We start from the raw sequence: 20,901 nt of genomic DNA on the forward strand, positions 1-20,901 counted from the left end.
AGCCCCCGAGCGCGCCATTGCCCCCGCTGCGGTCCATGCCTAGATATCTTGGATTGCCCCCGGATCCGGACCCAGATGAACGCCCAGCACAATCCTCTCGACCCTCATGCCAAGAAGAAGCGCGGGCGGTTTGGCGCTCTGCGCAGCAATTTCTTCACAGGGCTTATCGTCGTCGCGCCCATCGCGGTGACGCTCTGGCTGATCTGGACCTTCATCGGCTGGATCGACGGCTGGGTCCTGCCCTTCATCCCGAAGAGCTATCACCCGGACATGCTCATCCAGCGCTGGATGGGCGAAAAACAGTGGTTCGTCACGGTCTTCGGCGAGAACGCGACCTTCAACGTGCGCGGCGTGGGACTGTTGGTGTTCCTGATCTTCACGACCCTCATCGGCGCGCTCGCCAAGGGATTTCTTGGCAAACGCCTGATCGCCTGGGCCGAGAGCATCCTCGACCGCATCCCGATCCTGTCCTCGCTCTACAACGGTGTGAAACAGATCGCCGAGACGATCTTTGCCCAGACCGACACGAAATTCGATCAGGCCTGCCTCGTCCAGTATCCGCGCGAAGGTGTCTATGCGATTGCTTTCGTGTCGACCAAGGCGAAGGGGGAAATCAAGGAGAAGTTCCCCGAGGAGAACGACATTCTCTCGGTCTTCCTGCCGACCACGCCGAACCCGACCTCGGGTTTCCTGCTCTTCGTGCCACGCAAGGAATGCATCATTCTCGACATGTCGGTTGAGGATGCGGCGAAGCTCATCATTTCGGCGGGCCTCGTCTATCCGAACCGGGAAAAGGGCACCGTCAAAGTCGGAGAGTCTCTGGAAATCCCGATTGCCGACAGAACCTGAGGCAGCGCGAAGGTGCTTGGCCCTGCCCTGACCGGCTTTGCGACCGGGTTTTCCCTCATCCTCGCCATCGGGGCGCAGAACGCCTTTGTCCTTCGGCAGGGGCTTCTGCGCTCTCACGTGTTCTGGCTTTGCCTCTTCTGCGCGGCCTCGGACGCGCTCCTGATCTCGGCGGGTGTCGCGGGCTTCGGGGCCATGACCGCGGCCCTGCCTTGGCTCCCCATCGTCATGTCGCTCGGTGGCGCCGCCTTCCTTCTGGTCTATGGTATCACCCGTCTCCTGGCCGCCTGGCGCGGTGGCGAGGCGATGGAGGTCAAGGGACAGGACCATAGCCTCGCCCGCACAATCGCGATCGCCGCGGCATTCACCTGGGCCAATCCCCACGTCTACCTCGACACCCTCGGGCTCATCGGAGCCGTCTCGACGCAATATGGTGACTGGAATGCCCGCTTCGTCTTTGGAATCGGAGCCGTTACCGCGTCTTTCGTGTTCTTCTTTTCGCTGGGGTATGGCGCGCGGCTTCTGGCCCCTGTGATGGTCCGGCCCGGCGCGTGGCGGGTGCTGGACACGATCATCGGTCTGACCATGATCGCCATCGCGGCGAAGCTGATCACCGGAGTGCTCTAGCGGATCGCCTCGCCAAAGAAGACGAGCGTGCAATCCTCGTCCGCGACATGGAATTCGCGCTGTCCGTAGTCCTGATCGAAGGGCGCGCGGACGCGTCCGGCGGGAAGCTGCGCAAGCCTTGGCGCGAGGTCTGCATAAAGGCTGTCGATCCCGTCGACGTCGATGTAGAAGGACCCCTCCCGTTCGGGGTTCCCCAGATCGACGCCGGGTCCGACCTCGACAAGCCGGAGAGCGACCGAATCGCGTTTGAGGAAAGCATAGTTTTCAGCTTGGTATCCGACCTCGAAGCCGAGCATGTCGCGATAGAACGCGATCTGGCGCGCGAGCGACGTGCAGGGGACAAAGGGGGTGATCTGGGTCAGGCGCATGAAAAACCGTAACATGCGCCCCGTGATCGAGACCAAAAAAAACGCCGGCACAAGGCCGGCGTTCAGTCATTGAGGCAGGTTTCATACAGGCAAGAAACCTATCGAGCAGTGACCTCAATATAGGGCGAGCCTGCGAAGAGTCCAAGCTAAAAGTTTGAAAAGCCAAGGTTCGCGCTCTAGGCTCGGCGCAAATCAGGCAACAGGGGGCAGACCGGCATGAAACATGTCGCCGTTCAGGGAATCATTCAACATATGCGGGCTTTCGGCCTTGCCGCCACTATGGGAGCCCTTGCCGGCTTGGCCCAGGCCGAGCCGCAGCATGGCATCGCGATGTATGGCGACCCCGCGCTGCCCGCCGATTTCGCGCATCTGCCGCAGGTCAATCCCGACGCCCCCAAGGGCGGGCGGCTGGTTTCCGCCGAATCGGGGAGCTTCGATTCGATCAACCCGCTGATCACCAAGGGCACCCCGCCCTGGCAATTGCGGTTCCTGCTGTTCGAGTCGCTCCTGGGCCGGTCCTATGACGAACCCTTCACGCTCTACGGGCTCCTCGCCGAGACGGTCGAGACCGGGCCTAACCGCGAATGGGTCGAGTTCACGCTGCGGGACGGGGCGCGGTTCTCGGACGGCTCACCCGTGACCATCGAGGATGTGATGTGGTCCTACGAGACCCTCGGGACGGTCGGGCACCCCCGCTATCTGGGCGCCTGGGACGCGGTCGAGAGCATGGAACAGACCGGCCCCAAGTCCGTGCGTTTCACCTTCAACCGGGTCGATTTCGAACTGCCGCTGATCATGGGTCTGCGCCCGATCCTGAAAAAGGCACAGTGGGAAGGCCGGGATTTCGGCGACTCCAGCCTGGACGAGGCGCCCATCGGGTCGTCGCCGTATGTCATCGGCGACTATGAACCGGGGCGGTATCTGGAGCTTGAACGGAACCCGGATTACTGGGGCAAGGACCTGCCCCTCATGAAGGGACAGGCAAATTTCGACACGATCCGCTACGACTTCTATGTCGACGCCGACGTGATCTTCGAGGCGTTCAAGGCCGGTGCTGCCGACTTCTACCGGGAATCGAACCCGGAACGCTGGGCCACGCAGTATGACTTCCCGGCCGTCCAGTCGGGCGAGGTGGTTCTCTCGGAAATCGCGCACCAGCGCCCCACCGGGATCGAGGGGCTCGTCATGAACACGCGCCGTCCCCAGTTCGCCGACTGGCGGGTGCGGCAGGCGCTCATCGAGGTCTTCAACTTCGAGTTCATCAACCAGACGCTGAACGGCGGGCGCGAGCCGCGCATCGAGTCCTATTTCGCCAATTCCGTTCTCGGGATGGAGGTGGGCGCGCCGGCCACGGGGCGTGTGGCAGAGCTTCTCGAACCCTTCGCCGAGGAATTGCCACCCGGCACGCTGGAGGGCTATGCCCTGCCCGAAGGCGACACGACCGAGCGCAACCGCGCCAGCGTCGCGCGTGCCCTCGACCTTTTCGCCGAGGCGGGCTGGACGCCGCAGGACGGCGTCATGAAGAACGAGGCCGGCGAGACCTTCGAGATGGAGATCCTGATTAGCCCAACCGCCACCCGTGACTCGACCCGCGATCGGCAGGTGGTGGAGATGTATCGCGGCGCCCTGTCCCGCGTGGGCATCACGCCGACCATCACCTCGGTCGATACCGCGCAATACACAGAGCGCACGGATCGCTTCGACTTCGACATGACGACCTATTGGAGGTCGGTGTCGCTGTCGCCGGGCAATGAACAGTGGCTCTACTGGGGGTCCGAGGCCGCCGGGATCAACGGCTCGAAGAACTGGATGGGGGTCGAGTCCCCGGCCATCGACGCGATGATCACGGCGATGCTCTCGGCCGAAACCCGTGAGGACAGCCTCGCGGCGACCAAGGCGCTCGATCGCATACTCACGGCAGGTCGCTATGTGATCCCGATCTGGTATGCCGACAAATCACGCATCGCGCACAAAGCGAGCCTCAAGTTCCCCGATCACGTGCAGATGTATGGCGACTGGCAAGGGTTCCTGCCCGAGGTGTGGTGGTCGGAGGCCGAATAATGTGCGAAGGCCCGGCATCGTCCGGGCCTTTTCTTTTCGGGCTCAACCGTAGAGCGCCCTCGCCCGTGTCTCGAAGGCGCCGACGATCCGATGCATTGCCTGGTTGAAGACCACGCCGATCAGGTTCTGGAGCACCAGGTTCTTGAACTCGAAATCGACGAAGAACTCGACCTCGCAGCCGCCCTCCGGCCGGTCGCGGAACTGCCAATAGCTCTTCATGTATTTGAACGGCCCGTCGAGATACTCGGTGTCGATCCGCTGGGCTTCGGGGTCCAGGACGACGCGGCTTCCGAAGCGTTCACGGAAGACCTTGAAGCTGATCACGAGATCTGCCTCCATCACCTCGGTCCCGTCGGGCTGCGGCGTCACCGAACGGATACGTGCGGCCGAGTTCCAGGGCAGAAATTCGGGATACTTCGCCACATCGGCAACCAGCGCGTACATCTGTCCGGCCGAATAGGGCAGCGCCCGCTTCTCTGTATGTGTCGGCATCTGCGCTCGTTACCCCGCGTCGCTTTTTGACCCCGTGACTCGGCCCGCAAATTCCATAGGATGGCCCCGAATTGCAAGGGGGGCCAAGGGGGTCATGGGTATGTCGCAGCCGTATGTGATCGACGAGATGATCAGCGCGAAAGCCATCGCCGCCCGGATCGAGGCGCTCGCCCGGGACATCAAGGAGAGCTTTCACGACACCGACAAACTGGTGGTAGTCGGGCTTCTGAGGGGCTCTTTCGTCTTCATCGCGGATCTGGTGCGCGAACTCGATCTGCCGGTCGAGGTCGATTTCCTCGAGGCCTCCTCCTATGGCGACAAGATGGAAAGCTCGCGCGAGGTCCGGATCCTGAAGGACCTGCGGGGCGAGATCGCGGGGCGCGACGTGCTGCTGGTCGAGGACATCGTGGACACAGGCTTCACCCTCAAGCATGTCGTGGCCCTCATGCAGACGCGCAGCCCGCGCAAGCTGGCCACCATTGCGCTCCTCGACAAACCGTCCCGGCGCGAAGTGGACGTCAAGGCGGACTGGACCGGATTTGAAATCCCCGACGAATTCGTGGTCGGCTACGGCATCGACTATGCCCAGAGAAACCGCAATCTGCCCTTCATCGGCAAGGTCCGGTTCGTCGAGGCATGAACTTCAACCCCCGCCACTTCATCCGCATGTCGAAATGGGCGCGCAATCCGCCCAATGCGCGTCAGGTGAAGCTGTTCTTCATCGTGCTGGGTCTGTGTCTCGTGCTGTTCGGGATTGACCGCGTCATCGGCTGGCCCGAGTGGCTCACCGTCGATGGCACGCCCTCGGGCAAGATCAACCGTTAGCCGTTGGACGGGCCGAGAAGCTGATCCCGGTCAAGATCGAGCGCGCGCACGATCAGGTCGCGCACGGCGCGGATGCGCGGCACCTCGGCGAGGTCCACATGGCTGGCCACCCAGATGTCGACCTTCGTGGGCGCCATCATGCCGTCCAAACGGACAAGCCGCGGGTCGCCGTCGCCCAGAATGCAGGGCAGGATCGCGCGCCCCTGCCCCGCGGCCGCCATCTCCCGAAGCACCACGAAGCTGTCCGATGTGGCGCCGATGGGGCCGTCGCCGACAAGGTCGCGGAACCGGTCGAGGGAGAACGCCTCCGCCAGCGTTCCCGAAAAGCCCAGCCAATGGGTGCCTCCACCGGGCGCGGCATAGACCGAGAGACCAAGTTGCGCGGCGACCGTTCCGGTGAGCTCCGGCGGCAGCGACGGCGCCGGACGCACCGCGATGTCGGCATCAAGCCGGGCGAGGTCGGAGCGGATGTTCTGGGAACTGAGCTCGACCTGAAGCCCTTCGGCCTGCGCCTCGATCTGGGCGATGATCGGCGGCAGCACCGAAACACAGAGGGAGTCCGTCGAGGTCACGCGCACCACACCGGCCAGCGGGGACCGGGCCGCCGTGATGGCCCGTTCGACGCCGAAGACCGCATCCTCGACCCCCCGCATCGCCTCGAGGATCCGGGACCGCCGCGGCGCGATGCGGTAGCCCCTTGCCGTGCGGTCGAAAATCGCCATGCCGACCCCGTCCTCGAAGCCGTTGATCCGCCGGAGCACGGTCGCGTGATTGACGCCCAGCACCCGCGCCGCCCCGGAAAGCGAGCCTTCCTGCGCGACAGCGAGCACATAGCGCAGATCGTCCCAGTCCATCTGTTTCATTTCGCACAGACCCAATGCGTGATTGCCTACTTCACAGCTAATCCCGAACAGATACGCTTCTGTCCAGCCAAAAAGCCAACGGGAGAGATCACCATGACACGACGTCGCACTCTTTTTCTGGGCCTTGCCGGGGGAATTGCCGGAGCCAGTATCGCCGCAACCGCAGTGCTCGCCCAGGAGGGCCTGAACCCGGTCGTGAAGGCGCGTCACGCGCAAATGACGCTCTTTGCCTTCAACCTGGGCACCCTCGGCGCGATGGCGCAGGACAAGGCCGAATATGACGCCGAGGCCGCGACCGCCGCTGCCGGAAACATCGTGAAACTCTCTTCTCTCGCTGCCGGCCCGATGTGGGCACCCGGCACCGGTGTGGGCGACGTGGAGGGCACCCGCGCCCTTCCCGCGATCTGGGAAAACATGGACGACGTCATCACCAAAGCCGTCGCGCTGAACGAAGCCGCCGTTGCGATGGAGGCCGCCGCCGGTGAGGGGCTCGACTCGCTCAAGGCGGCTTTCGGACCGCTCGGAGCGGCCTGTGGCGAGTGTCACAAAAGTTACCGGGAACCCGAATAGGATCGCATAGGTTCGGACAGGCCGGGGTCGCATCCCGGCCTTTGTCTGTCTATTGTGGAGTTCGCCCATGCGTTGGATCATCGCCCTCGTCGTCGTCTTGGCCATCGGTGTTGGCGGAGGATTGATCATCGCGCGCCCAGCAACGGACGGATCAGATATTCTGGCGGGTCTGACCCCGGATGTCGCGAACGGCCAAACGGTCTTCACCGCGTCAGGCTGCGCCTCCTGCCACATGGCCGAGGGTGCGACCGGCGAAGCGAAGCTCGTCTTGTCCGGTGGGCAGGCATTCGCGTCGGACTTCGGCACATTCCGCGCGCCGAACATCTCGCAGCATCCTGACGAAGGCATCGGCGACTGGACCGATCTCGACATGTGGAACGCGCTTCACAACGGCACCTCGCCCGATGGCCAGCACTACTACCCGGTCCTGCCCTATGCCGCCTATGTCCACCTCGAGCCACAGGATGTTGTGGACCTTCACGCCTACATGAAAACGCTGCCCGAGGACGCGACGCCCTCTCTGCCACATGAGGTCGGATTTCCCTTCTCGGTCCGGGCCGCGGTGGGAGGCTGGAAGATGCTTTTCTTCAAGGATGACTGGGTGATGCAGGGCGACCTTTCGCCCGAGCTTGAACGCGGGCGGGAGCTGGTGGAGGCGATGGGACACTGCGCCGAATGCCATACGCCCCGCAACCTCCTAGGCGGGCTCAAGACCGGCGGAGACTGGCTCACGGGCGCGCCCAACCCGTCGGGACGCGGAACCTTCCCCGATCTCGTCACGCTCGAGTGGAGCGAAGGCGAAATCGCGGAATATCTGTCGTCGGGCTTCACGCCGGAGTTCGACAGCGCGGGCGGCCACATGGCGCTGGTGGTGGAGAACTTCGCGGCCCTCTCGCCCGAGGATCGTGCCGCCGTCGCCGCCTATGTCAAGGCACTGCCGATCCAGTGAGAACTGCGGGCGCTGTATGAACCGCGTCCGTCAATCCTCTGAAACAAATGAAAAATCAGTCGTCTGAATTGGCTTCCGCGCGGCTCTTGCCGGAGACGTCCATGGCGAGCGTCGCGGCCATCAGCCCGTCGATATCGCCGTCCAGCACTCCCTGCGTGTCCGAGGTTTCGAACCCCGTTCGCAGGTCCTTCACCATCTGATAGGGCTGGAGCACGTAGGACCGGATCTGGTTCCCCCACCCCGCTTCGCCCTTGGCGGCATGGGCCTCGTTGATCGCCGCGTTCCGGCGGTCGAGCTCCAGCTGGTAGAGCCGCGATTTCAGGGCCTTCATGGCGATATCGCGGTTCTGGTGCTGGGATTTTTCCGAGGACGTCACCACGATGCCGGTCGGGATGTGGGTGATGCGCACGGCGGAGTCGGTCGTGTTCACGTGCTGCCCACCCGCGCCCGACGACCGATAGGTGTCGATGCGAATGTCGTTGGGCTGCACGTCGATCTCGATGTTGTCGTCCACGACCGGATAGACCCAGACCGACGAAAAAGACGTGTGCCGCCGCGCGGCCGAGTCATAGGGCGAAATGCGCACGAGCCGATGCACGCCTGACTCCGACTTGAGCCAGCCATAGGCATTGTGCCCGGAAATCTTGTAGGTCGCGGACTTGATCCCTGCCTCTTCACCCGGCGTCGTGGATTGAAGCTCGACGGTGTAGCCGTGCTGCTCGGCCCAACGCACATACATGCGCGCGAGCATCGAGGCCCAGTCGCAGCTTTCCGTGCCGCCCGCGCCCGAGTGAACCTCGAGGAAGCTGTCGTTGGGGTCGGCCTCGCCATTGAGGAGCGCCTCGAGTTCCGCCTGCGCAGCCTTCTCGCGCAGCTTCTTCAGCGCGCCCTCGGCATCTTTCACGACCTCGGCGTCGTCTTCCATCTCGCCCAGTTCGATCAACTCGACCGAGTCGGAGAGCTCTTGCGCCATGTCCTTGTAGCCGTCCATGGCGCCCACCAGCGCCTGGCGTTCCCGCATGAGCTTCTGCGCCCGGTCCGGGTCGTTCCAGAGATCCGGGTTCTCGGTCATGGCGTTGAGTTCTTCCATCCGGTGCTCGGCGGTTTCCCAACCGATCCGTTGCCGAAGAAGCTTCAACGACTTCTCGATCGCCTCGACGTTGTTCTGAGCCTCTGCCCGCATGGTCGCCTCTGTCCTTGGTTCGTCCGGTCACATATCAACGGGGGGCCTGTGCGGCAAGGCCGCCGCTAGTGCGGCGTGCCGATCCGCCGCTCGATGGCGAGCGCGAGCCCGTCGATCACCGCCGTGAAGGCCTCGGTCCGGGCGACGCGTGCCTCCGGGCAGACCGCGCGTCCGGCTTCTTCCACCAGCGACATGAGCGACGAGCCCCCGACCATGACCAGCGTGCCGACCTCACCGGGGGTCACTGCGGCCAGGTCGAGCGTGTCGCGGATCGCGTCCTCGAGCCGGACCTGCATGTCCGCCAACGCCGTATCGAGCGAGGCTCGCGTGATCTCTGCTGAGAGCCGCGCTTCGATCAGTCCCAGTGCGATTTTGCCTGCACCCTCGGGCTTGTTCGCGGCGATCTTGCCCCTCTCGACGGCGAAGGCGATATCATGGCCTAGCTCGGCTTCCAGCACGGTCTCGAGCCGCTCCACCCGCACCCGGTCGACCGCATATTTCACCAGATGCGCGACCTCCCGGCGGGTTTCGGCGGTGTAGAGAAAAGGAATACGCGCCCAGGTGGCCAGATCGACGAAGATCGCTTTCGGCATGGGGAGAAGCCCGGGTCCGAACTCGCGTCTGAGTTCTCCGCCATGGCCGAGAAGCGGCATCACATGGGTCAGTGACAGGTGCTGGTCGAAGTCGGTGCCGCCCAGCCGGATCCCGTGGCTCGCGAGGATGTCCGGCCCATCGTTTCCGGTCCGGAACAGGGTGAAATCCGACGTGCCGCCACCGATGTCGACGACGAGTCCCAGCTTTTCAGTGTCGTTCGCCCCTTGATTGGCCAGCGCGGCCGCCTCGGGTTCCAGCACGAAGCGCACATGGACGAACCCCGCGGCACGCAGACAGGCGGCAAGGTCCGCGGCGGCGCGCGCGTCACGCTCGGGGTCGGCCGAGTGGAAATGCACCGGCCGACCACAGACGACGCGGGTGAAGGTCAGCCCCGTCATCCGTTCGGCCCGCTCTTTCACCTCACAGAGAAATGCCGTCACTATATCCGCGATCGTGCGACGCTTGCCGCCGATGAGCTTTGCTTCGTGAAAGAGCGTCGTGCCCAGCACGCTTTTCAGCGCACGCATGTAACGGCCCTCCTCGCCCGCGATCAGCGCCTCGCCCGCGGGCGCGCCGATCTTCATCTTCCCGCCGGTGGGAAAGAACACGGCGGTCGGCAGGGTATCCTGACCCTGTTCCAGCGGCAGCCGGAAGACGCGGCCCCGGTCCACCACGGCCACGGCGGAATTGGACGTGCCGAAGTCGATGGCGAGCGTTTCGGTCACGCGGTCTGTCATGGTGGTCGGCGTGGCGGTCGGCATGGGCGGCTCCCGGTCGGAAAGCGGCCTGCCTATCCTGCCCCGACGCCCCGCGCAAGCGTGTCAGCGCATGGTCTGACCGTTGGAGAACAGATGCACCTTCGCCGGGTCCGCGGTCAGCCGAACCTTGTTTCCGCGCAGCCCCTTGTGGATGCCGGGGAGCTTCGCGATCACCGGCGGTGCGTCGCCCTCGGTCTCGAAGTAAAGGACTGTGACCTCGCCCAGCCGTTCGACATAGTCGACGGTGCCTTCGTAGACGGCCGGTTCCCCGTCCTTGGCAAAGACCATGTCCTCCGGCCGCACGCCCACGTTGACGGCGCGGCTCTTGTCGGCCTCCTGCGTGGCGATGGCGCTGATCGCGGTTTCGCCATGTGCAAGGCTCACCGTCGTCTGCGCCCCCGTCCCGGTCACTTCGCCCGGCAGGAGGTTCATGGCGGGCGAACCGATGAACTGCGCCACGAACTCGTTGTCCGGCGTCTCGTAGAGCTCGAGCGGCGAGCCGACCTGCGCGATGCCCTTGTTGGCCAGCACCACGATCCTGTCGGCCAGCGTCATCGCCTCGACCTGGTCGTGGGTGACATAGATCATCGTCGAATTGGGCATCGCTTCCTTCAATTGCGCAATCTCGATCCGGGTCGCGACGCGCAGCGCCGCGTCGAGATTCGAGAGCGGCTCGTCGAAGAGATAGACCTTGGGATCGCGCACGATGGCGCGGCCGATAGCGACGCGTTGGCGTTGCCCCCCGGACAGCTCCTTGGGCAGCCGGTCCAGAAGCACGTCGAGTTGCAGGATCTTGGCCGCGCGGCGCACCGCCTGGTCGATTTCGTCCTTCGATTTCTTCGCGATCTTCAGCGAAAACGACATGTTGTCGTAGACTGTCATATGCGGATAGAGCGCGTAGCTCTGGAACACCATGGCGATGCCGCGCTCCGATGGCGGTACGTCGTTCACCAGCAGCCCGTCGATCTCGAGGGTTCCGGAGGTGATCTTCTCGAGCCCCGCGATCATCCTGAGAAGCGTGGACTTGCCACAGCCCGAAGGCCCCACGAAGACGATCAGTTCCCCGGTCTTGATGTCGAGGTCGATGTTCTTCAACACCTCGACCTTGCCGCCGTAGGTCTTGCCCACATCGGTCAGTTTCAGATCGGCCATGGTTTCCTCCCTGCCTACCCCTGGTTCGCGCGTTCTCTGAGCAGGATCGACGGCTGCCAATGCGCAAGATGTATCTGTCCCTCGTGGCGCGGATGCGCGGCGTTGAGCTCGGCGCCGATTTCCAGCCAGTCACCCTTGGGCGGGGTGAGCGTCACCGGCACCTCACCCAGGTTGATCGCGAAAAAGATCTCTTCGCCGTCATGGATGCGCCGGAACGACAGCACCTGCCCGTAGGCGCGCAGATCCTCGATCCCACCCTTCTTGAGCGCCGGATGCGTGTTGCGGAACGCGATGGCGCGGCGGTAGTGATGGATGAGCGCGCCGGGATCGGCATCGGCCCGGTCCACCGCCAGCGCGAGGTGGTCCTGCGGCACGGGAAGCCAGCTCTTGGCGCCATGCGTGAACCCGCCAAGCGCGCGGTCGTGGTCCCAGACCATCGGCGTGCGGCATCCGTCCCGGCCCTTGAATTCGGGCCAGAACTCGATCCCGTAAGGGTCCTGAAGGTCCTCGAAGGCGATGTCGGCCTCGGGCAGCCCCAGTTCCTCGCCCTGATAGATGCAGGCCGAGCCCTTGAGGCACATCAGGAGCGTCATGAAGCCCCGCGCGGCGGCGGGCGAGAGGTTCCAGCGGGTGATATGGCGCACCACGTCGTGGTTGGAATAGGCCCAGCAGGCCCAGCCATCGGGCGCCACATCCTCGACCGCCTGAAGCGTCTCGGCGACGTAAGCCGCGCTTGGCGTCGCGCCGGACAGCAGTTCAAAGGCGTAACACATCTGCATGAGGTCATCGCCCTTGGTGTATTCGCCAAGGATATCGAGCCCGCGCTGGTCGTCGCCCACCTCACCCACGGCGGCGGCGTTATAGTGCTTCATCACCTCGCGCAGCTTGCGCAGGAACAGAAGGTTCTCGGGACGCGACTTGTCATAAAGGTGGTTCTGCCAGGTATAGGGGTTCACCGAGGGCGCGGTCTTGGACTGGCGTTCCTCGGGTTTGAGCGCCGGGTTGTTCCGCAGTTCGGCGTCATGGGTGTAGAAGTTGATCGTGTCGAGCCGGAATCCGTCCACCCCGCGTTCGAGCCAGAACCGCGCGACGCCCAGAAGCGCCTCCCGCACCTCCTCATTATGGAAATTGAGGTCGGGCTGCGACGTCAGGAAGTTATGCAGGTAGTATTGGAGCCGTCCCGGATCCCATTGCCAGGCGCTCCCCCCGAAGATCGACAGCCAGTTGTTGGGCGGCGTCCCGTCATCCTTGGCGTCGGCCCAGACATACCAGTCGGCACGCGGGTTCTCGCGGCTCGCCCGGCTTGCCTTGAACCAGGGGTGTTCGTCCGACGTATGCGACAGGACGAGGTCGATCATGACCTTGATGCCGAGCGCATGGGCCGTTTCGATCACCGCATCGAAATCCGCGAGGCTCCCGAACATCGGGTCCACGTCGAAGTAATCCGACACGTCATAGCCGAAGTCTTTCATCGGCGAGGTGAAGAAGGGCGAGATCCAGACCGCATCCACACCGAGCGAGGCGATGTAGGGCAGCCGCCCCACGATCCCCAGAAGGTCGCCGATCCCGTCGCCGTTCGAGTCCTGATAGCTGCGCGGATAGATCTGGTAGATCACTGCGCCCCGCCACCAGTCAGGGTCCTTGGCAAGATGCGTGTGGTTCTGGGTCGTCAAGTCTGTCGGTCCTTACTTCACCGAGCCGGCCAGAAGGCCGCGCACGAGATAACGTTGCATGAGGAAAAACACGGCGAGCGGCACCGCCATGGAGACGAAGGCCGCGGTGGCCAGTACTTCCCAGTTGCCCCCGAAGGTGCCCAGAAGCTCGACGATGTGACGTGTCATGACCGTGGTCTGTCCCGTGCTGTCGACGAGGAACACGAGTGCGACGAGCAGGTCGTTCCATGTCCAGAGGAACTGGAAGATCGCAAAAGAGGCGAGCGCGGGGAAGGACAGCGGCAGGATGATCCGGATGAAGATCTGGAAATCCGTCGCCCCGTCCACGCGCGCGTTCTCGATGATGTCGCGCGGCAGGCCCGCCATGTAGTTTCGGAGCAGGTAGATCGCGAGTGGCAACCCGAACCCGGTATGTGCGAGCCAGACCCCGAGATAGCCCTTCCCGATCCCCAGCGCGAGATGCAGCTTCAGGAGCGGAATGAGCGCCAGTTGCAGGGGGACGACCAGCAGCGCGACCACGAAGGCGATCAGAAGCGCGCGCCCGGCGAAATCCATCCAGGCGAGCGCATAGGCCGCGAAGGCCGCGAAGAGGATCGGGATGATCGTCGCGGGAATGGTCACCGTCAGCGTGTTGAAGAACGCCTTCGAGATATTTGCGTTGCCGCCCGAGAAGAGCATGTATTCATAATTGGCGAGCGTGAACTCCGGCGGCTGGCTCGCCGTGACGAAGACGCGCTGGCCCCGGCCCGAAATCTGGTCCTCGTTGCCTTCCCAGCGGTAGCTTCCGTCCTGATTGAGTGTGAAGCGCTCGCCCTCGCCCATGTCGGCGGTGTCCCCTGGGGCATAGGCGCTCACATCGCGCGACGACACGCCCCAGGCGCTGATCTGGGTGGTGGAGCCCTCCTCGCCGTAAAGATTGCCTTCGACCACGAACAGGTCGCCCTCTTCGACGCGGACGTCGTCGGGTTCGGCGGTGCGAAGCTGTTCGGTCTGTTCCGTCGGGATGAAGGCCTTCCACCAGCCCGAGGCAGCGATCTGGTCGGCGGTGCGGAAGGAACTCACCAGAAGTCCGACGGTCGGGAAGAGCCAGAGCGCCACCAGAAGCACGACCGAGATGTTCACGGCCCAGCCGAGGGCGGGCTTGCGTCCTGCGATATTGTCCATCAGCGCATCTCCCTGCGGGCCGTGCGCACGTTCCAGACGAGGATCGGCAGCACGAGCAGCATGATCACCATCGCGCTTGCCGAACCCACGCCCCAGTCGTTGGCACGAAAGAGCTTGTCATACATGTAGTTGGCCAGAACCTGCGTGCCCCATTGCCCATTGGTCATGGCAAAGACGATGTCGAATATCTTGAGCACCACGATGGTGATCGTGGTCCAGACCACCATGATCGTCGGCATGATCTGGGGCACCTTGATCTTGAAGAAGATCTGCCAGGGGTTGGCCCCGTCCACGATGGCCGCCTCGATGGTTTCCTCGGGGATACCGCGCAGCGCGGCCGAAAGGATCACCATGGCAAAGCCCGTCTGGATCCAGATGAGCACCACCATGAGGAGGAGCGAATTGAGCCAAGGGATCGTGAGCCAGGCCTGCGGCGCGTCGCCGCCCAAGGCCAGGTAGACGGCGTTCAGGATGCCGATCTGCTCTTCCCCCGCAGGTCGGTAGTCGTAGACGAGCTTGAAGATGACCGATGCCCCGACGAAGGAAATCGCCATCGGCATGAAGATCAGCGACTTGGCGATGTTGCCCCAGGCGAGCCGGTCGGTGAGTTGCGCGATGATGAGCCCGAAGGCGGTCGAGGCCGCCGGCACGATGAGGAGCCAGAAGAAGTTGTTCCAGAGCGCCTCCCAGAACTTGGGATCGCCCAGCATCTGTGCGTAGTTGTCCCCGCCGGCCCAGACATAGGCGCCGCCTGCGACCCGGTCGGTCAGCGACAGGCGGATCGTCTCGACCACCGGATAGGCAAGGTAAAGGCAAAGGGCCGCGAAGGCCGGGAAAAGAAAGAGCCAGGGGCGGATCAGGTTCGCCCGGTTGATGTTGCGCCCGGCCTTGGGGCCGCGGGCGGGATACAGCACCCGGTCGAGAAAGAGGTTGGACAGGTAGAAATACCCGATGGCCACGACGACGGCGACACCGACCGTCAGGACCGCTTGGATGGCTGGATGCATGTCGTTCCCCTCTCCTCGAAAGGGCGGCCCACGTCACGCGGGCCGCCAGTCGTTCGGCGACAGCGCTGCGCTTACTTCAGCGCTTCCCAGCTTGCCTGAATCTCGTCGGCCACTTCCTGCGCCGATTTCGCGCCGGAGGTGTAGTCGACCATCCCGGTCCAGAAGCTGCCGGCACCCACGCCACCGGGCATGAGGTCGGAGCCGTCAAAGCGGAAGGTGGTCGCTTCGAGCAGGATGTCGTTCATCTTGCCCAGCGTCGGGTCCGAGAAGAGCGCCGTGTTCACGCCCTTGTGCGGGGTGAGGAAGCCTTTCTGCGCCATCCAGAGTTCATGCGCGATGGGCGTGGTAAGCCACTCCATGAACACATGGGCCGCTTCGTTGTCGTTCGTGATGCCCCAGACGGTGCCCGCGCCCAGAACCGGCGTGCCGAGATCACCTTCACCCGAGGCCGGGAAGTAGAAGAAGTCCACATCCGCACCGACTTCCGTGCCTTCGGGGAAGAATGCGGGAATGAAGGACGCCTGCCGGTGCATGTAGCACTGGGGCGGCGCGCCGAAGAGCCCCTTGGGGCTGTCGCGGAAGTCGGTCGTCGCCGCGCCCTGCTTGCCGCCCACGACGTTCTCGTCGACGGTTGCGAATTCGCCATAGGCTTCGATGGCGCTGACCACTTCGGGCGAATTGAACGGCAGTTCATTCGCGACCCAGGCGTCGTAGTTCTCGGGCGTGGTCGTGCGCAGCATCATGTCCTCGACCCAGTCGGTCGCGGGCCAGCCGGTCGCGCCACCGGACCCGAGCCCGATGCACCAGGGCGTCTCGCCGTCCGCCACGATCTGCTCGGTGAGGGCCTTCAGTTCCTCCATGGTCCCGGGCACCTCGTAACCGGCGTCCTCGAAGTTCTCCGGCACATACCAGACCAGCGATTTCACATCGACCTTGTAGAAGAAGCCATAAAGCGCCTCGGTCCCGTCAGGTCCGGGCACGGTCGCGAGATCGACCCAGGATTGCCCAGCGGCGTAGTTTTCGGCAGTCCAATTGGCGAGGTCCTCGCCCAGCGGCGTCACATAGCCAAGCTCGGCCATATCAGCGAGCAGCCCAGGCTGTGGGAACACCGCAACGTTGGGGGCCGAGCCCGCTTCGGCGTCGATGCGGATCTGCTGCTCGAAGCTGTCGGAGCCGACGTAAGAGACATCCGCCCCGGTCGCCTCTTCGAAATAGGCCAGCATGTTCTCGACCATGTCCTGGTCAGGGCCGAGCCAGGGGCCCGCGACCGTCAGGGTCTGGCCCGACAGGTCATTGGCGTCTGCAAAGGCAGTGTAGCTGTCCCAATTGAAGTCGCCCTCGCCGATGGGCATCATCAGGTCCTGTGCCGTTGCGCCGCCCGCCATCAGCGCAAGCAAGGCCACGCTCGCGGACAAGCGCTTGTTGAATGTCTGTTTCATGAAAACCTCCCAGATTTCGATCTTGCCCCGAAGGGCAATGGCTCATCGCGGCTCATTTTCTCAAACCGCTTTGGATGCCCATACCTCTCTCATGACCGTGCCAGAGTCAATTCCGCTTTCCGCATCTCCCGGGAAATTCATTGCCGCGCTGCAGAATAACAAATATTTCTGCCACCCTTTGACGAAGTGGTGGGAGGTCGCTAGGGTCCGCGATAATCCAAACCGGTTTGAATGATATGACCCTGAAGGAACTCGCCAAGGCTCTGGGACTGTCCCCGACCACCGTCAGCCGGGCGCTGAACGGGTTTCCCGAGGTGTCGGAAGAGACGCGCAAGAAGGTGCGCGCGGCGGCCGAAGCCTATGGATATCGCCCCAACATGCGCGCCCGCAGCCTCGCCACAGGGCGGGCGATGGCCATCGGCCACGTCATCCCGATCCAGTCCGGGCACGAGATGGTGAACCCCGTCTTCGCCGATTTCATCTCCGGCGCGGGCGAGATCTATTCTCAGGCCGGATACGACATGCTGATCTCGATCGTGCCGGACGACCGGCAGCAGCAGGCCTATCAGGACTTCCGCACCAAGGGCAGCGTGGACGGCATCATCGTTCATGCGCCCCGGGCCGGCGACCGGCGCATCCACCTCCTGAACGAGGTCGGCATTCCCTTCGTGGTCCATGGCCGTGCCTCTGACACGCATGAAGACTATTCCTGGGTCGATATGAACAACCTCCGGGCCTTCGAGCGCGCAACGAAGCTGCTTCTCGACCTCGGCCATCGCCGGATCGCGCTCATCAACGGTCTCGAGGATATGGATTTCGCCATTCGCCGCCGCGCCGGTGTGCGCGCAGCGCTCGAAACACAGGGGATCGCGCTCGACGACCGGCTCTGTTTCACGGGGGAAATGACCGAGCAATACGGCCACGCCGCGATGACGAAGCTTCTCGCCCTTCCCGACCCGCCGACCGCCGTCCTCACTTCGTCTATGATTCCCGGCATCGGTATCCGCCGCGCGATTCGCGAATCCGGGCGCGAGATCGGGCGCGACGTGTCCGTCATCATCCATGACGACGACCTGTCCTATCTGCCCAACGGACGCGACGACCCGCTGTTCACCGCCACAAGGTCTTCGGTCCGCGAAGCCGGCCGCGCCGCCGCGACCATGCTCCTCGACATCATCGCCACCGGCGATTTCACCCCCCGTCACGTGCTGCTGGAGGCCGATCTTATCCTCGGTCGCTCCACTGGTCCCGTTCAGGCCCTGACCCCGACATGACGCAACTTCCCGATCGATCCGTTTTCCCCAACGACTTCCTTTTCGGCGTGTCGACCTCGGCCTACCAGATCGAAGGTCACGCCCAGGGCGGCGTCGGCAGCACGCATTGGGACAGCTTTGCCGCGACCCCCGGCAACGTGGCCAAGGCCGAGGACGGCGCCCGTGCCTGCGATCACTACCACCGCTGGCAAGACGACCTGGACCTCATCCGCGACGGGAATTTCGATGTCTACCGGTTCTCCACTTCTTGGGCGCGGGTGATGCCCGAGGGACGTGGCGCGGTGAATGCCGAAGGCCTCGATTTCTACGACCGGCTGGTCGATGGGATGCTGGAACGGGGCCTCAAGCCCGCGCTCACGCTTTATCACTGGGAGCTTCCCTCTCCCCTCGCCGACCTCGGCGGCTGGCGCAACCGTGACGTGGCGGGCTGGTTCACCGATTATGCCGAGGTCGTCATGAAACGTCTTGGCGACCGGATCTGGTCCACCGCGACGATCAACGAATTCTGGTGCGTCGCTTGGCTGTCGCATTTCATCGGCGCCCATGCGCCCGGTCTGCGTGATATCCGGGCTGCCGCGCGGGCGGTGCATCACGTCCTTCTCGCGCATGGCACGGCCGCGCGAGCCATGCGGGACTGGGGTGTCGACAACATAGGCGCGGTCTTCAACTTTGAGTATACGCAGCCAGAAACCGACAGCGCCGAAGATACCGCCGCCGCCCGGAACTGGGACGCGATCTACAACCGCATGTTCCTTGGTGCGGCCTTCCACGGCGCCTACCCGGACGAGGTGCTCGCCGGAATCGCCCCGCATCTGCCGGACAACTGGCAGGACGACATGGCAACCATCGCCGCCCCCCTCGACTGGTGCGGGGTGAATTACTACACGCGCAAGGTCATCGCTCACCAACCCGGCCCTTGGCCGAACACGCACGAAACCAAGGGCGACCTGCCGGTCACGGATATGGGGTGGGAGATCTATCCCGACGGCCTGCGCCACTTCCTGTCCATGGTGCACCGCGACTATGCGCGAGGCCTGCCGATCTATGTCACCGAGAACGGCATGGCTGCGCCCGATGCCCTCGTGAACGGCAGGATCGACGATCGGGACCGCATCGCCTACCTCGCGCAGCATCTGGACGCGGCGCGCGCGGCGATGGCCGGGGGCGTGCCGCTCAAGGGCTATTTCACCTGGTCGCTTCTGGACAATTACGAATGGGCCTATGGCTATGACAAGCGCTTCGGGATCGTCCACGTCGATTTCGACAGCCTTGAACGCAGGCCGAAAGCGTCCTACCACGCATTGGCCCAAGCCCTTGAGCGAGTTCGGAAATGACCCAGAGATCTGACCGCCTGTCCCTTGTCGCAGACATTGGCGGCACCAACACGCGGGTCGCACTCGCCTCGGGAACCGAACTGCGCGCCGATACGATCCAGCGCTTCAAGAACGCCGATTACCCTGGGCTTGAGACGGTCCTGAGGGCCTATCTCGATGCGCAGGGCAACCCCGATTGCGACGGCGCCTGTGTCGCGCTCGCCGGTCCGGTGCGCGATGATGTGGGCTCCATGACGAACCTCGACTGGACGATCGACGCCGCCACGGTGGCACGGGCCGCCCGGGCTGAACGCGTTGCCGTGATCAACGATCTGCAGGCTCAGGGCTATGCGCTCGGCCATATCGCCGAGAACTGCCTGCACACCATCCTTCCCGGCCCTTCGGCTGGCGATCATGCGTCCAAGCTCGTGATCGGGATCGGCACCGGTTTCAACTGCGCGCCGGTCCACGAAACCGCCGCCGGCCGCATCGTCACGCCCTCGGAATCGGGTCATGCGAACCTGCCCATCCGGACGGACGAGGAACTGGCGCTTTGCCGTCACTTCGAAACCGCGCATGGCTTTCCCGCGGTCGAGGACGTGCTGTCAGGTCGCGGCATCGCCCATGTGGCAAGCTGGATGGCCGAACGCGCGGGCACGCCCCGGGACTATGCCTCGCAAGACGTGATCGCGGGCATGGAAAACGACGACCCCCTCGCCCGCGAGGCCCTTCGCTTCTTCGTCCGCATCATGGGGACCGTCACGGGAAACCTGTCACTCATCCACCTGCCCTTCGGTGGCGTCTTCCTTGTGGGAGGCGTGGCGCGGGCCGTGGCGCCCTGGCTCGGCGAGCTTGGGTTCGCCGACGCCATGCGCGACAAGGGACGGTTCGCAGGGTTCATGAAGAATTTCCCCGTCTACCTCGTCGAGGACGATTACGCCGCCCTGACCGGCTGCGCCCATCGACTCGCCCGCTGAAAAAGACGCGCGCGGTAAGCCAATCTTAAGACCTTCTGTCCTATGCCGTTCGCAACGCGGGCGACGAAAGGGGTGCTTGAGATGAACATTACTGCAATCGCCAACGGGGGCGCAGGATGAGCGCCACCCTCCTTCTGCCCGAAAAGCTCGATCTGCGTGCCGCCGGTCCGTTGCGAGATTTGCTCCTCGCGGAAACTGGCGGTGATCTCGAACTTGATGCCTCTCGCGTCACGCACCTCGGCGCCCTGTCGTTGCAGGTCATTCGCGCGGCCGCCCGGACCTGGGGCGAAGCGGGCCACACTCTTACACTCACGGGGGCGTCTACGAATCTTGCCGATCAAATGAGCCTCTTGGGTTTCACGACCGACTCTCTCACCCATTGGGAGCGCCGACCATGAGCCTCCATGTCTTGGCCGTCGACGACAGTCGCACGATGCGCGATATGGTGCGCCTTGCGCTCACCAGTGCCGGGATCGAGGCGCATCTTGCCGAGGACGGTGTGCACGGGCTGGAAGTTCTCGACGAAATGACGCCGCCGGACGCCATCATCACCGACATCAACATGCCGCGGCTGGATGGCTTCGGATTCATCGACGCCGTGCGCGCACGAGAGGAATTCAGGTCGATCCCGATTCTCGTGCTCACGACCGAAAGCGCGGAAGACATGAAAAACCGCGCGCGCAACGCGGGCGCCACGGGTTGGATCGTCAAGCCCTTCGATCCGGCGAAGCTGGTCAAGGCTCTAAAGATGGTGACGGGGTAGTTC

Annotated in this window: 22 protein-coding genes; 12 read left to right on the top strand and 10 right to left on the bottom strand. The window is 64.0% G+C overall.

The window, feature by feature from the left end; all coding sequences use genetic code 11:
* Window positions 1-75 precede the first annotated feature (75 nt).
* Both KJP29_RS12735 and KJP29_RS12740 read left to right on the top strand, forming a co-directional pair.
* A complete protein-coding gene (locus KJP29_RS12735; RefSeq protein WP_218463916.1) occupies window positions 76-849 on the top strand; it encodes a DUF502 domain-containing protein in 774 nt (257 codons plus the stop codon).
* Between the two features lie 12 nt (window positions 850-861).
* Complete coding sequence (locus KJP29_RS12740) at window positions 862-1,473, top strand: LysE/ArgO family amino acid transporter (RefSeq protein WP_218463917.1); 612 nt, start codon at window positions 862-864, stop codon at window positions 1,471-1,473.
* Here the strand turns inward: KJP29_RS12740 and KJP29_RS12745 are convergent.
* On the bottom strand, window positions 1,470-1,856 hold the full coding sequence (locus tag KJP29_RS12745; protein ID WP_255553606.1) for a VOC family protein: 387 nt from the start codon (window positions 1,854-1,856) through the stop codon (window positions 1,470-1,472). The two genes, KJP29_RS12740 and KJP29_RS12745, sit on opposite strands and share 4 nt — an antisense overlap.
* Window positions 1,857-2,057: 201 nt before the next feature.
* On the opposite strand from KJP29_RS12745, the gene KJP29_RS12750 reads away from it, so the two are divergent.
* Complete coding sequence (locus KJP29_RS12750) at window positions 2,058-3,902, top strand: extracellular solute-binding protein (RefSeq protein WP_370630871.1); 1,845 nt, start codon at window positions 2,058-2,060, stop codon at window positions 3,900-3,902.
* 42 nt (window positions 3,903-3,944) lie between these two features.
* Here KJP29_RS12750 and KJP29_RS12755 read toward each other — a convergent pair whose 3' ends face one another.
* Window positions 3,945-4,394 carry a type II toxin-antitoxin system RatA family toxin gene (locus KJP29_RS12755; RefSeq protein ID WP_218463918.1) on the bottom strand — a complete coding sequence of 150 codons (450 nt, stop codon included), beginning with the start codon at window positions 4,392-4,394 and terminating at the stop codon, window positions 3,945-3,947.
* Between the two features lie 100 nt (window positions 4,395-4,494).
* Here KJP29_RS12755 and hpt point away from each other — a divergent pair, with 100 nt between their 5' ends.
* Together hpt and KJP29_RS12765 are read left to right on the top strand one after the other, a co-directional pair.
* Complete coding sequence (gene hpt / locus KJP29_RS12760; protein ID WP_218463919.1) at window positions 4,495-5,034, top strand: hypoxanthine phosphoribosyltransferase; 540 nt, start codon at window positions 4,495-4,497, stop codon at window positions 5,032-5,034.
* Window positions 5,031-5,219, top strand: coding sequence for a hypothetical protein (locus KJP29_RS12765; RefSeq protein WP_218463920.1), 189 nt, complete (start codon window positions 5,031-5,033; stop codon window positions 5,217-5,219). The genes hpt and KJP29_RS12765 overlap by 4 nt, the downstream gene beginning before the upstream one ends.
* On the opposite strand, the gene KJP29_RS12770 is transcribed toward KJP29_RS12765, so the two are convergent.
* The gene (locus tag KJP29_RS12770; RefSeq protein WP_218463921.1) at window positions 5,216-6,082 is read right to left on the bottom strand and encodes a LysR family transcriptional regulator; all 867 of its coding nucleotides are present in this window, start codon (window positions 6,080-6,082) and stop codon (window positions 5,216-5,218) included. The two genes, KJP29_RS12765 and KJP29_RS12770, sit on opposite strands and share 4 nt — an antisense overlap.
* Before the next feature lie 93 nt (window positions 6,083-6,175).
* On the opposite strand from KJP29_RS12770, the gene KJP29_RS12775 reads away from it, so the two are divergent.
* Window positions 6,176-6,652, top strand: a complete 477-nt coding sequence (locus KJP29_RS12775) for a cytochrome c (RefSeq protein ID WP_218463922.1) — start codon at window positions 6,176-6,178, stop codon at window positions 6,650-6,652.
* Between the two features lie 67 nt (window positions 6,653-6,719).
* Window positions 6,720-7,601: a cytochrome c gene (locus KJP29_RS12780; protein WP_218463923.1), complete on the top strand. Its 882-nt coding sequence runs from the start codon at window positions 6,720-6,722 to the stop codon at window positions 7,599-7,601.
* Window positions 7,602-7,656: 55 nt separating this feature from the next.
* Here the strand turns inward: KJP29_RS12780 and prfB are convergent, their stop codons facing one another.
* The 7 genes from prfB to KJP29_RS12815 all read right to left on the bottom strand — a co-directional run bounded on the left by prfB (window position 7,657) and on the right by KJP29_RS12815 (window position 16,571).
* Window positions 7,657-8,784, bottom strand: coding sequence for a peptide chain release factor 2 (gene prfB / locus KJP29_RS12785; RefSeq protein WP_218463924.1), 1,128 nt, complete (start codon window positions 8,782-8,784; stop codon window positions 7,657-7,659).
* Window positions 8,785-8,849: 65 nt separating this feature from the next.
* On the bottom strand, window positions 8,850-10,139 hold the full coding sequence (locus KJP29_RS12790) for an Hsp70 family protein (RefSeq protein ID WP_255553607.1): 1,290 nt from the start codon (window positions 10,137-10,139) through the stop codon (window positions 8,850-8,852).
* 60 nt (window positions 10,140-10,199) lie between these two features.
* Window positions 10,200-11,288, bottom strand: coding sequence for an ABC transporter ATP-binding protein (locus tag KJP29_RS12795; RefSeq protein WP_218463925.1), 1,089 nt, complete (start codon window positions 11,286-11,288; stop codon window positions 10,200-10,202).
* A 14-nt stretch (window positions 11,289-11,302) separates the two neighbouring features.
* Complete coding sequence (locus tag KJP29_RS12800; RefSeq protein ID WP_218463926.1) at window positions 11,303-12,961, bottom strand: alpha-amylase family glycosyl hydrolase; 1,659 nt, start codon at window positions 12,959-12,961, stop codon at window positions 11,303-11,305.
* Between the two features lie 12 nt (window positions 12,962-12,973).
* The gene (locus KJP29_RS12805; RefSeq protein ID WP_218463927.1) at window positions 12,974-14,125 is read right to left on the bottom strand and encodes a carbohydrate ABC transporter permease; all 1,152 of its coding nucleotides are present in this window, start codon (window positions 14,123-14,125) and stop codon (window positions 12,974-12,976) included.
* A complete protein-coding gene (locus KJP29_RS12810; RefSeq protein WP_218463928.1) occupies window positions 14,125-15,132 on the bottom strand; it encodes a carbohydrate ABC transporter permease in 1,008 nt (335 codons plus the stop codon). The genes KJP29_RS12805 and KJP29_RS12810 overlap by 1 nt, the downstream gene beginning before the upstream one ends.
* Before the next feature lie 71 nt (window positions 15,133-15,203).
* Entirely contained in the window at window positions 15,204-16,571 is a 1,368-nt protein-coding gene (locus tag KJP29_RS12815; RefSeq protein WP_218463929.1) for an ABC transporter substrate-binding protein, read from the bottom strand.
* A gap of 236 nt (window positions 16,572-16,807) precedes the next feature.
* Between KJP29_RS12815 and KJP29_RS12820 the strand changes: the two genes are divergently transcribed.
* From KJP29_RS12820 to KJP29_RS12840, 5 genes are all read left to right on the top strand, one after another.
* Window positions 16,808-17,845, top strand: a complete 1,038-nt coding sequence (locus KJP29_RS12820; protein ID WP_218463930.1) for a LacI family DNA-binding transcriptional regulator — start codon at window positions 16,808-16,810, stop codon at window positions 17,843-17,845.
* The gene (locus tag KJP29_RS12825; RefSeq protein WP_218463931.1) at window positions 17,842-19,179 is read left to right on the top strand and encodes a GH1 family beta-glucosidase; all 1,338 of its coding nucleotides are present in this window, start codon (window positions 17,842-17,844) and stop codon (window positions 19,177-19,179) included. Before KJP29_RS12820 ends, KJP29_RS12825 begins: the two co-directional genes overlap by 4 nt.
* Complete coding sequence (locus tag KJP29_RS12830) at window positions 19,176-20,135, top strand: ROK family protein (protein WP_218463932.1); 960 nt, start codon at window positions 19,176-19,178, stop codon at window positions 20,133-20,135. Before KJP29_RS12825 ends, KJP29_RS12830 begins: the two co-directional genes overlap by 4 nt.
* Before the next feature lie 116 nt (window positions 20,136-20,251).
* Window positions 20,252-20,533, top strand: coding sequence for an STAS domain-containing protein (locus KJP29_RS12835; protein ID WP_218463933.1), 282 nt, complete (start codon window positions 20,252-20,254; stop codon window positions 20,531-20,533).
* A complete protein-coding gene (locus KJP29_RS12840) occupies window positions 20,530-20,898 on the top strand; it encodes a response regulator (RefSeq protein ID WP_218463934.1) in 369 nt (122 codons plus the stop codon). Before KJP29_RS12835 ends, KJP29_RS12840 begins: the two co-directional genes overlap by 4 nt.
* Window positions 20,899-20,901: the final 3 nt, after the last annotated feature.

Origin of the sequence: Maritimibacter sp. DP1N21-5, assembly GCF_019218295.1 — a bacterium.
In the GTDB taxonomy this organism is placed as follows: domain Bacteria; phylum Pseudomonadota; class Alphaproteobacteria; order Rhodobacterales; family Rhodobacteraceae; genus Maritimibacter.

What these genes read in the sequence shown, in the direction of transcription:
- KJP29_RS12735 (WP_218463916.1), top strand. Translation starts at nt 76, where the DNA reads ATGAACGCCCAGCACAATCCTCTCGACCCTCATGCCAAGAAGAAGCGC.
- KJP29_RS12745 (WP_255553606.1), bottom strand. Translation starts at nt 1,856, where the DNA reads ATGTTACGGTTTTTCATGCGCCTGACCCAGATCACCCCCTTTGTCCCC.
- KJP29_RS12750 (WP_370630871.1), top strand. Translation starts at nt 2,058, where the DNA reads ATGAAACATGTCGCCGTTCAGGGAATCATTCAACATATGCGGGCTTTC.
- KJP29_RS12755 (WP_218463918.1), bottom strand. Translation starts at nt 4,394, where the DNA reads ATGCCGACACATACAGAGAAGCGGGCGCTGCCCTATTCGGCCGGACAG.
- hpt (WP_218463919.1), top strand. Translation starts at nt 4,495, where the DNA reads ATGTCGCAGCCGTATGTGATCGACGAGATGATCAGCGCGAAAGCCATC.
- KJP29_RS12765 (WP_218463920.1), top strand. Translation starts at nt 5,031, where the DNA reads ATGAACTTCAACCCCCGCCACTTCATCCGCATGTCGAAATGGGCGCGC.
- KJP29_RS12770 (WP_218463921.1), bottom strand. Translation starts at nt 6,082, where the DNA reads ATGAAACAGATGGACTGGGACGATCTGCGCTATGTGCTCGCTGTCGCG.
- KJP29_RS12775 (WP_218463922.1), top strand. Translation starts at nt 6,176, where the DNA reads ATGACACGACGTCGCACTCTTTTTCTGGGCCTTGCCGGGGGAATTGCC.
- KJP29_RS12780 (WP_218463923.1), top strand. Translation starts at nt 6,720, where the DNA reads ATGCGTTGGATCATCGCCCTCGTCGTCGTCTTGGCCATCGGTGTTGGC.
- prfB (WP_218463924.1), bottom strand. Translation starts at nt 8,784, where the DNA reads ATGCGGGCAGAGGCTCAGAACAACGTCGAGGCGATCGAGAAGTCGTTG.
- KJP29_RS12790 (WP_255553607.1), bottom strand. Translation starts at nt 10,139, where the DNA reads ATGCCGACCGCCACGCCGACCACCATGACAGACCGCGTGACCGAAACG.
- KJP29_RS12795 (WP_218463925.1), bottom strand. Translation starts at nt 11,288, where the DNA reads ATGGCCGATCTGAAACTGACCGATGTGGGCAAGACCTACGGCGGCAAG.
- KJP29_RS12805 (WP_218463927.1), bottom strand. Translation starts at nt 14,125, where the DNA reads ATGGACAATATCGCAGGACGCAAGCCCGCCCTCGGCTGGGCCGTGAAC.
- KJP29_RS12810 (WP_218463928.1), bottom strand. Translation starts at nt 15,132, where the DNA reads ATGCATCCAGCCATCCAAGCGGTCCTGACGGTCGGTGTCGCCGTCGTC.
- KJP29_RS12815 (WP_218463929.1), bottom strand. Translation starts at nt 16,571, where the DNA reads ATGAAACAGACATTCAACAAGCGCTTGTCCGCGAGCGTGGCCTTGCTT.
- KJP29_RS12820 (WP_218463930.1), top strand. Translation starts at nt 16,808, where the DNA reads ATGACCCTGAAGGAACTCGCCAAGGCTCTGGGACTGTCCCCGACCACC.
- KJP29_RS12825 (WP_218463931.1), top strand. Translation starts at nt 17,842, where the DNA reads ATGACGCAACTTCCCGATCGATCCGTTTTCCCCAACGACTTCCTTTTC.
- KJP29_RS12830 (WP_218463932.1), top strand. Translation starts at nt 19,176, where the DNA reads ATGACCCAGAGATCTGACCGCCTGTCCCTTGTCGCAGACATTGGCGGC.
- KJP29_RS12835 (WP_218463933.1), top strand. Translation starts at nt 20,252, where the DNA reads ATGAGCGCCACCCTCCTTCTGCCCGAAAAGCTCGATCTGCGTGCCGCC.
- KJP29_RS12840 (WP_218463934.1), top strand. Translation starts at nt 20,530, where the DNA reads ATGAGCCTCCATGTCTTGGCCGTCGACGACAGTCGCACGATGCGCGAT.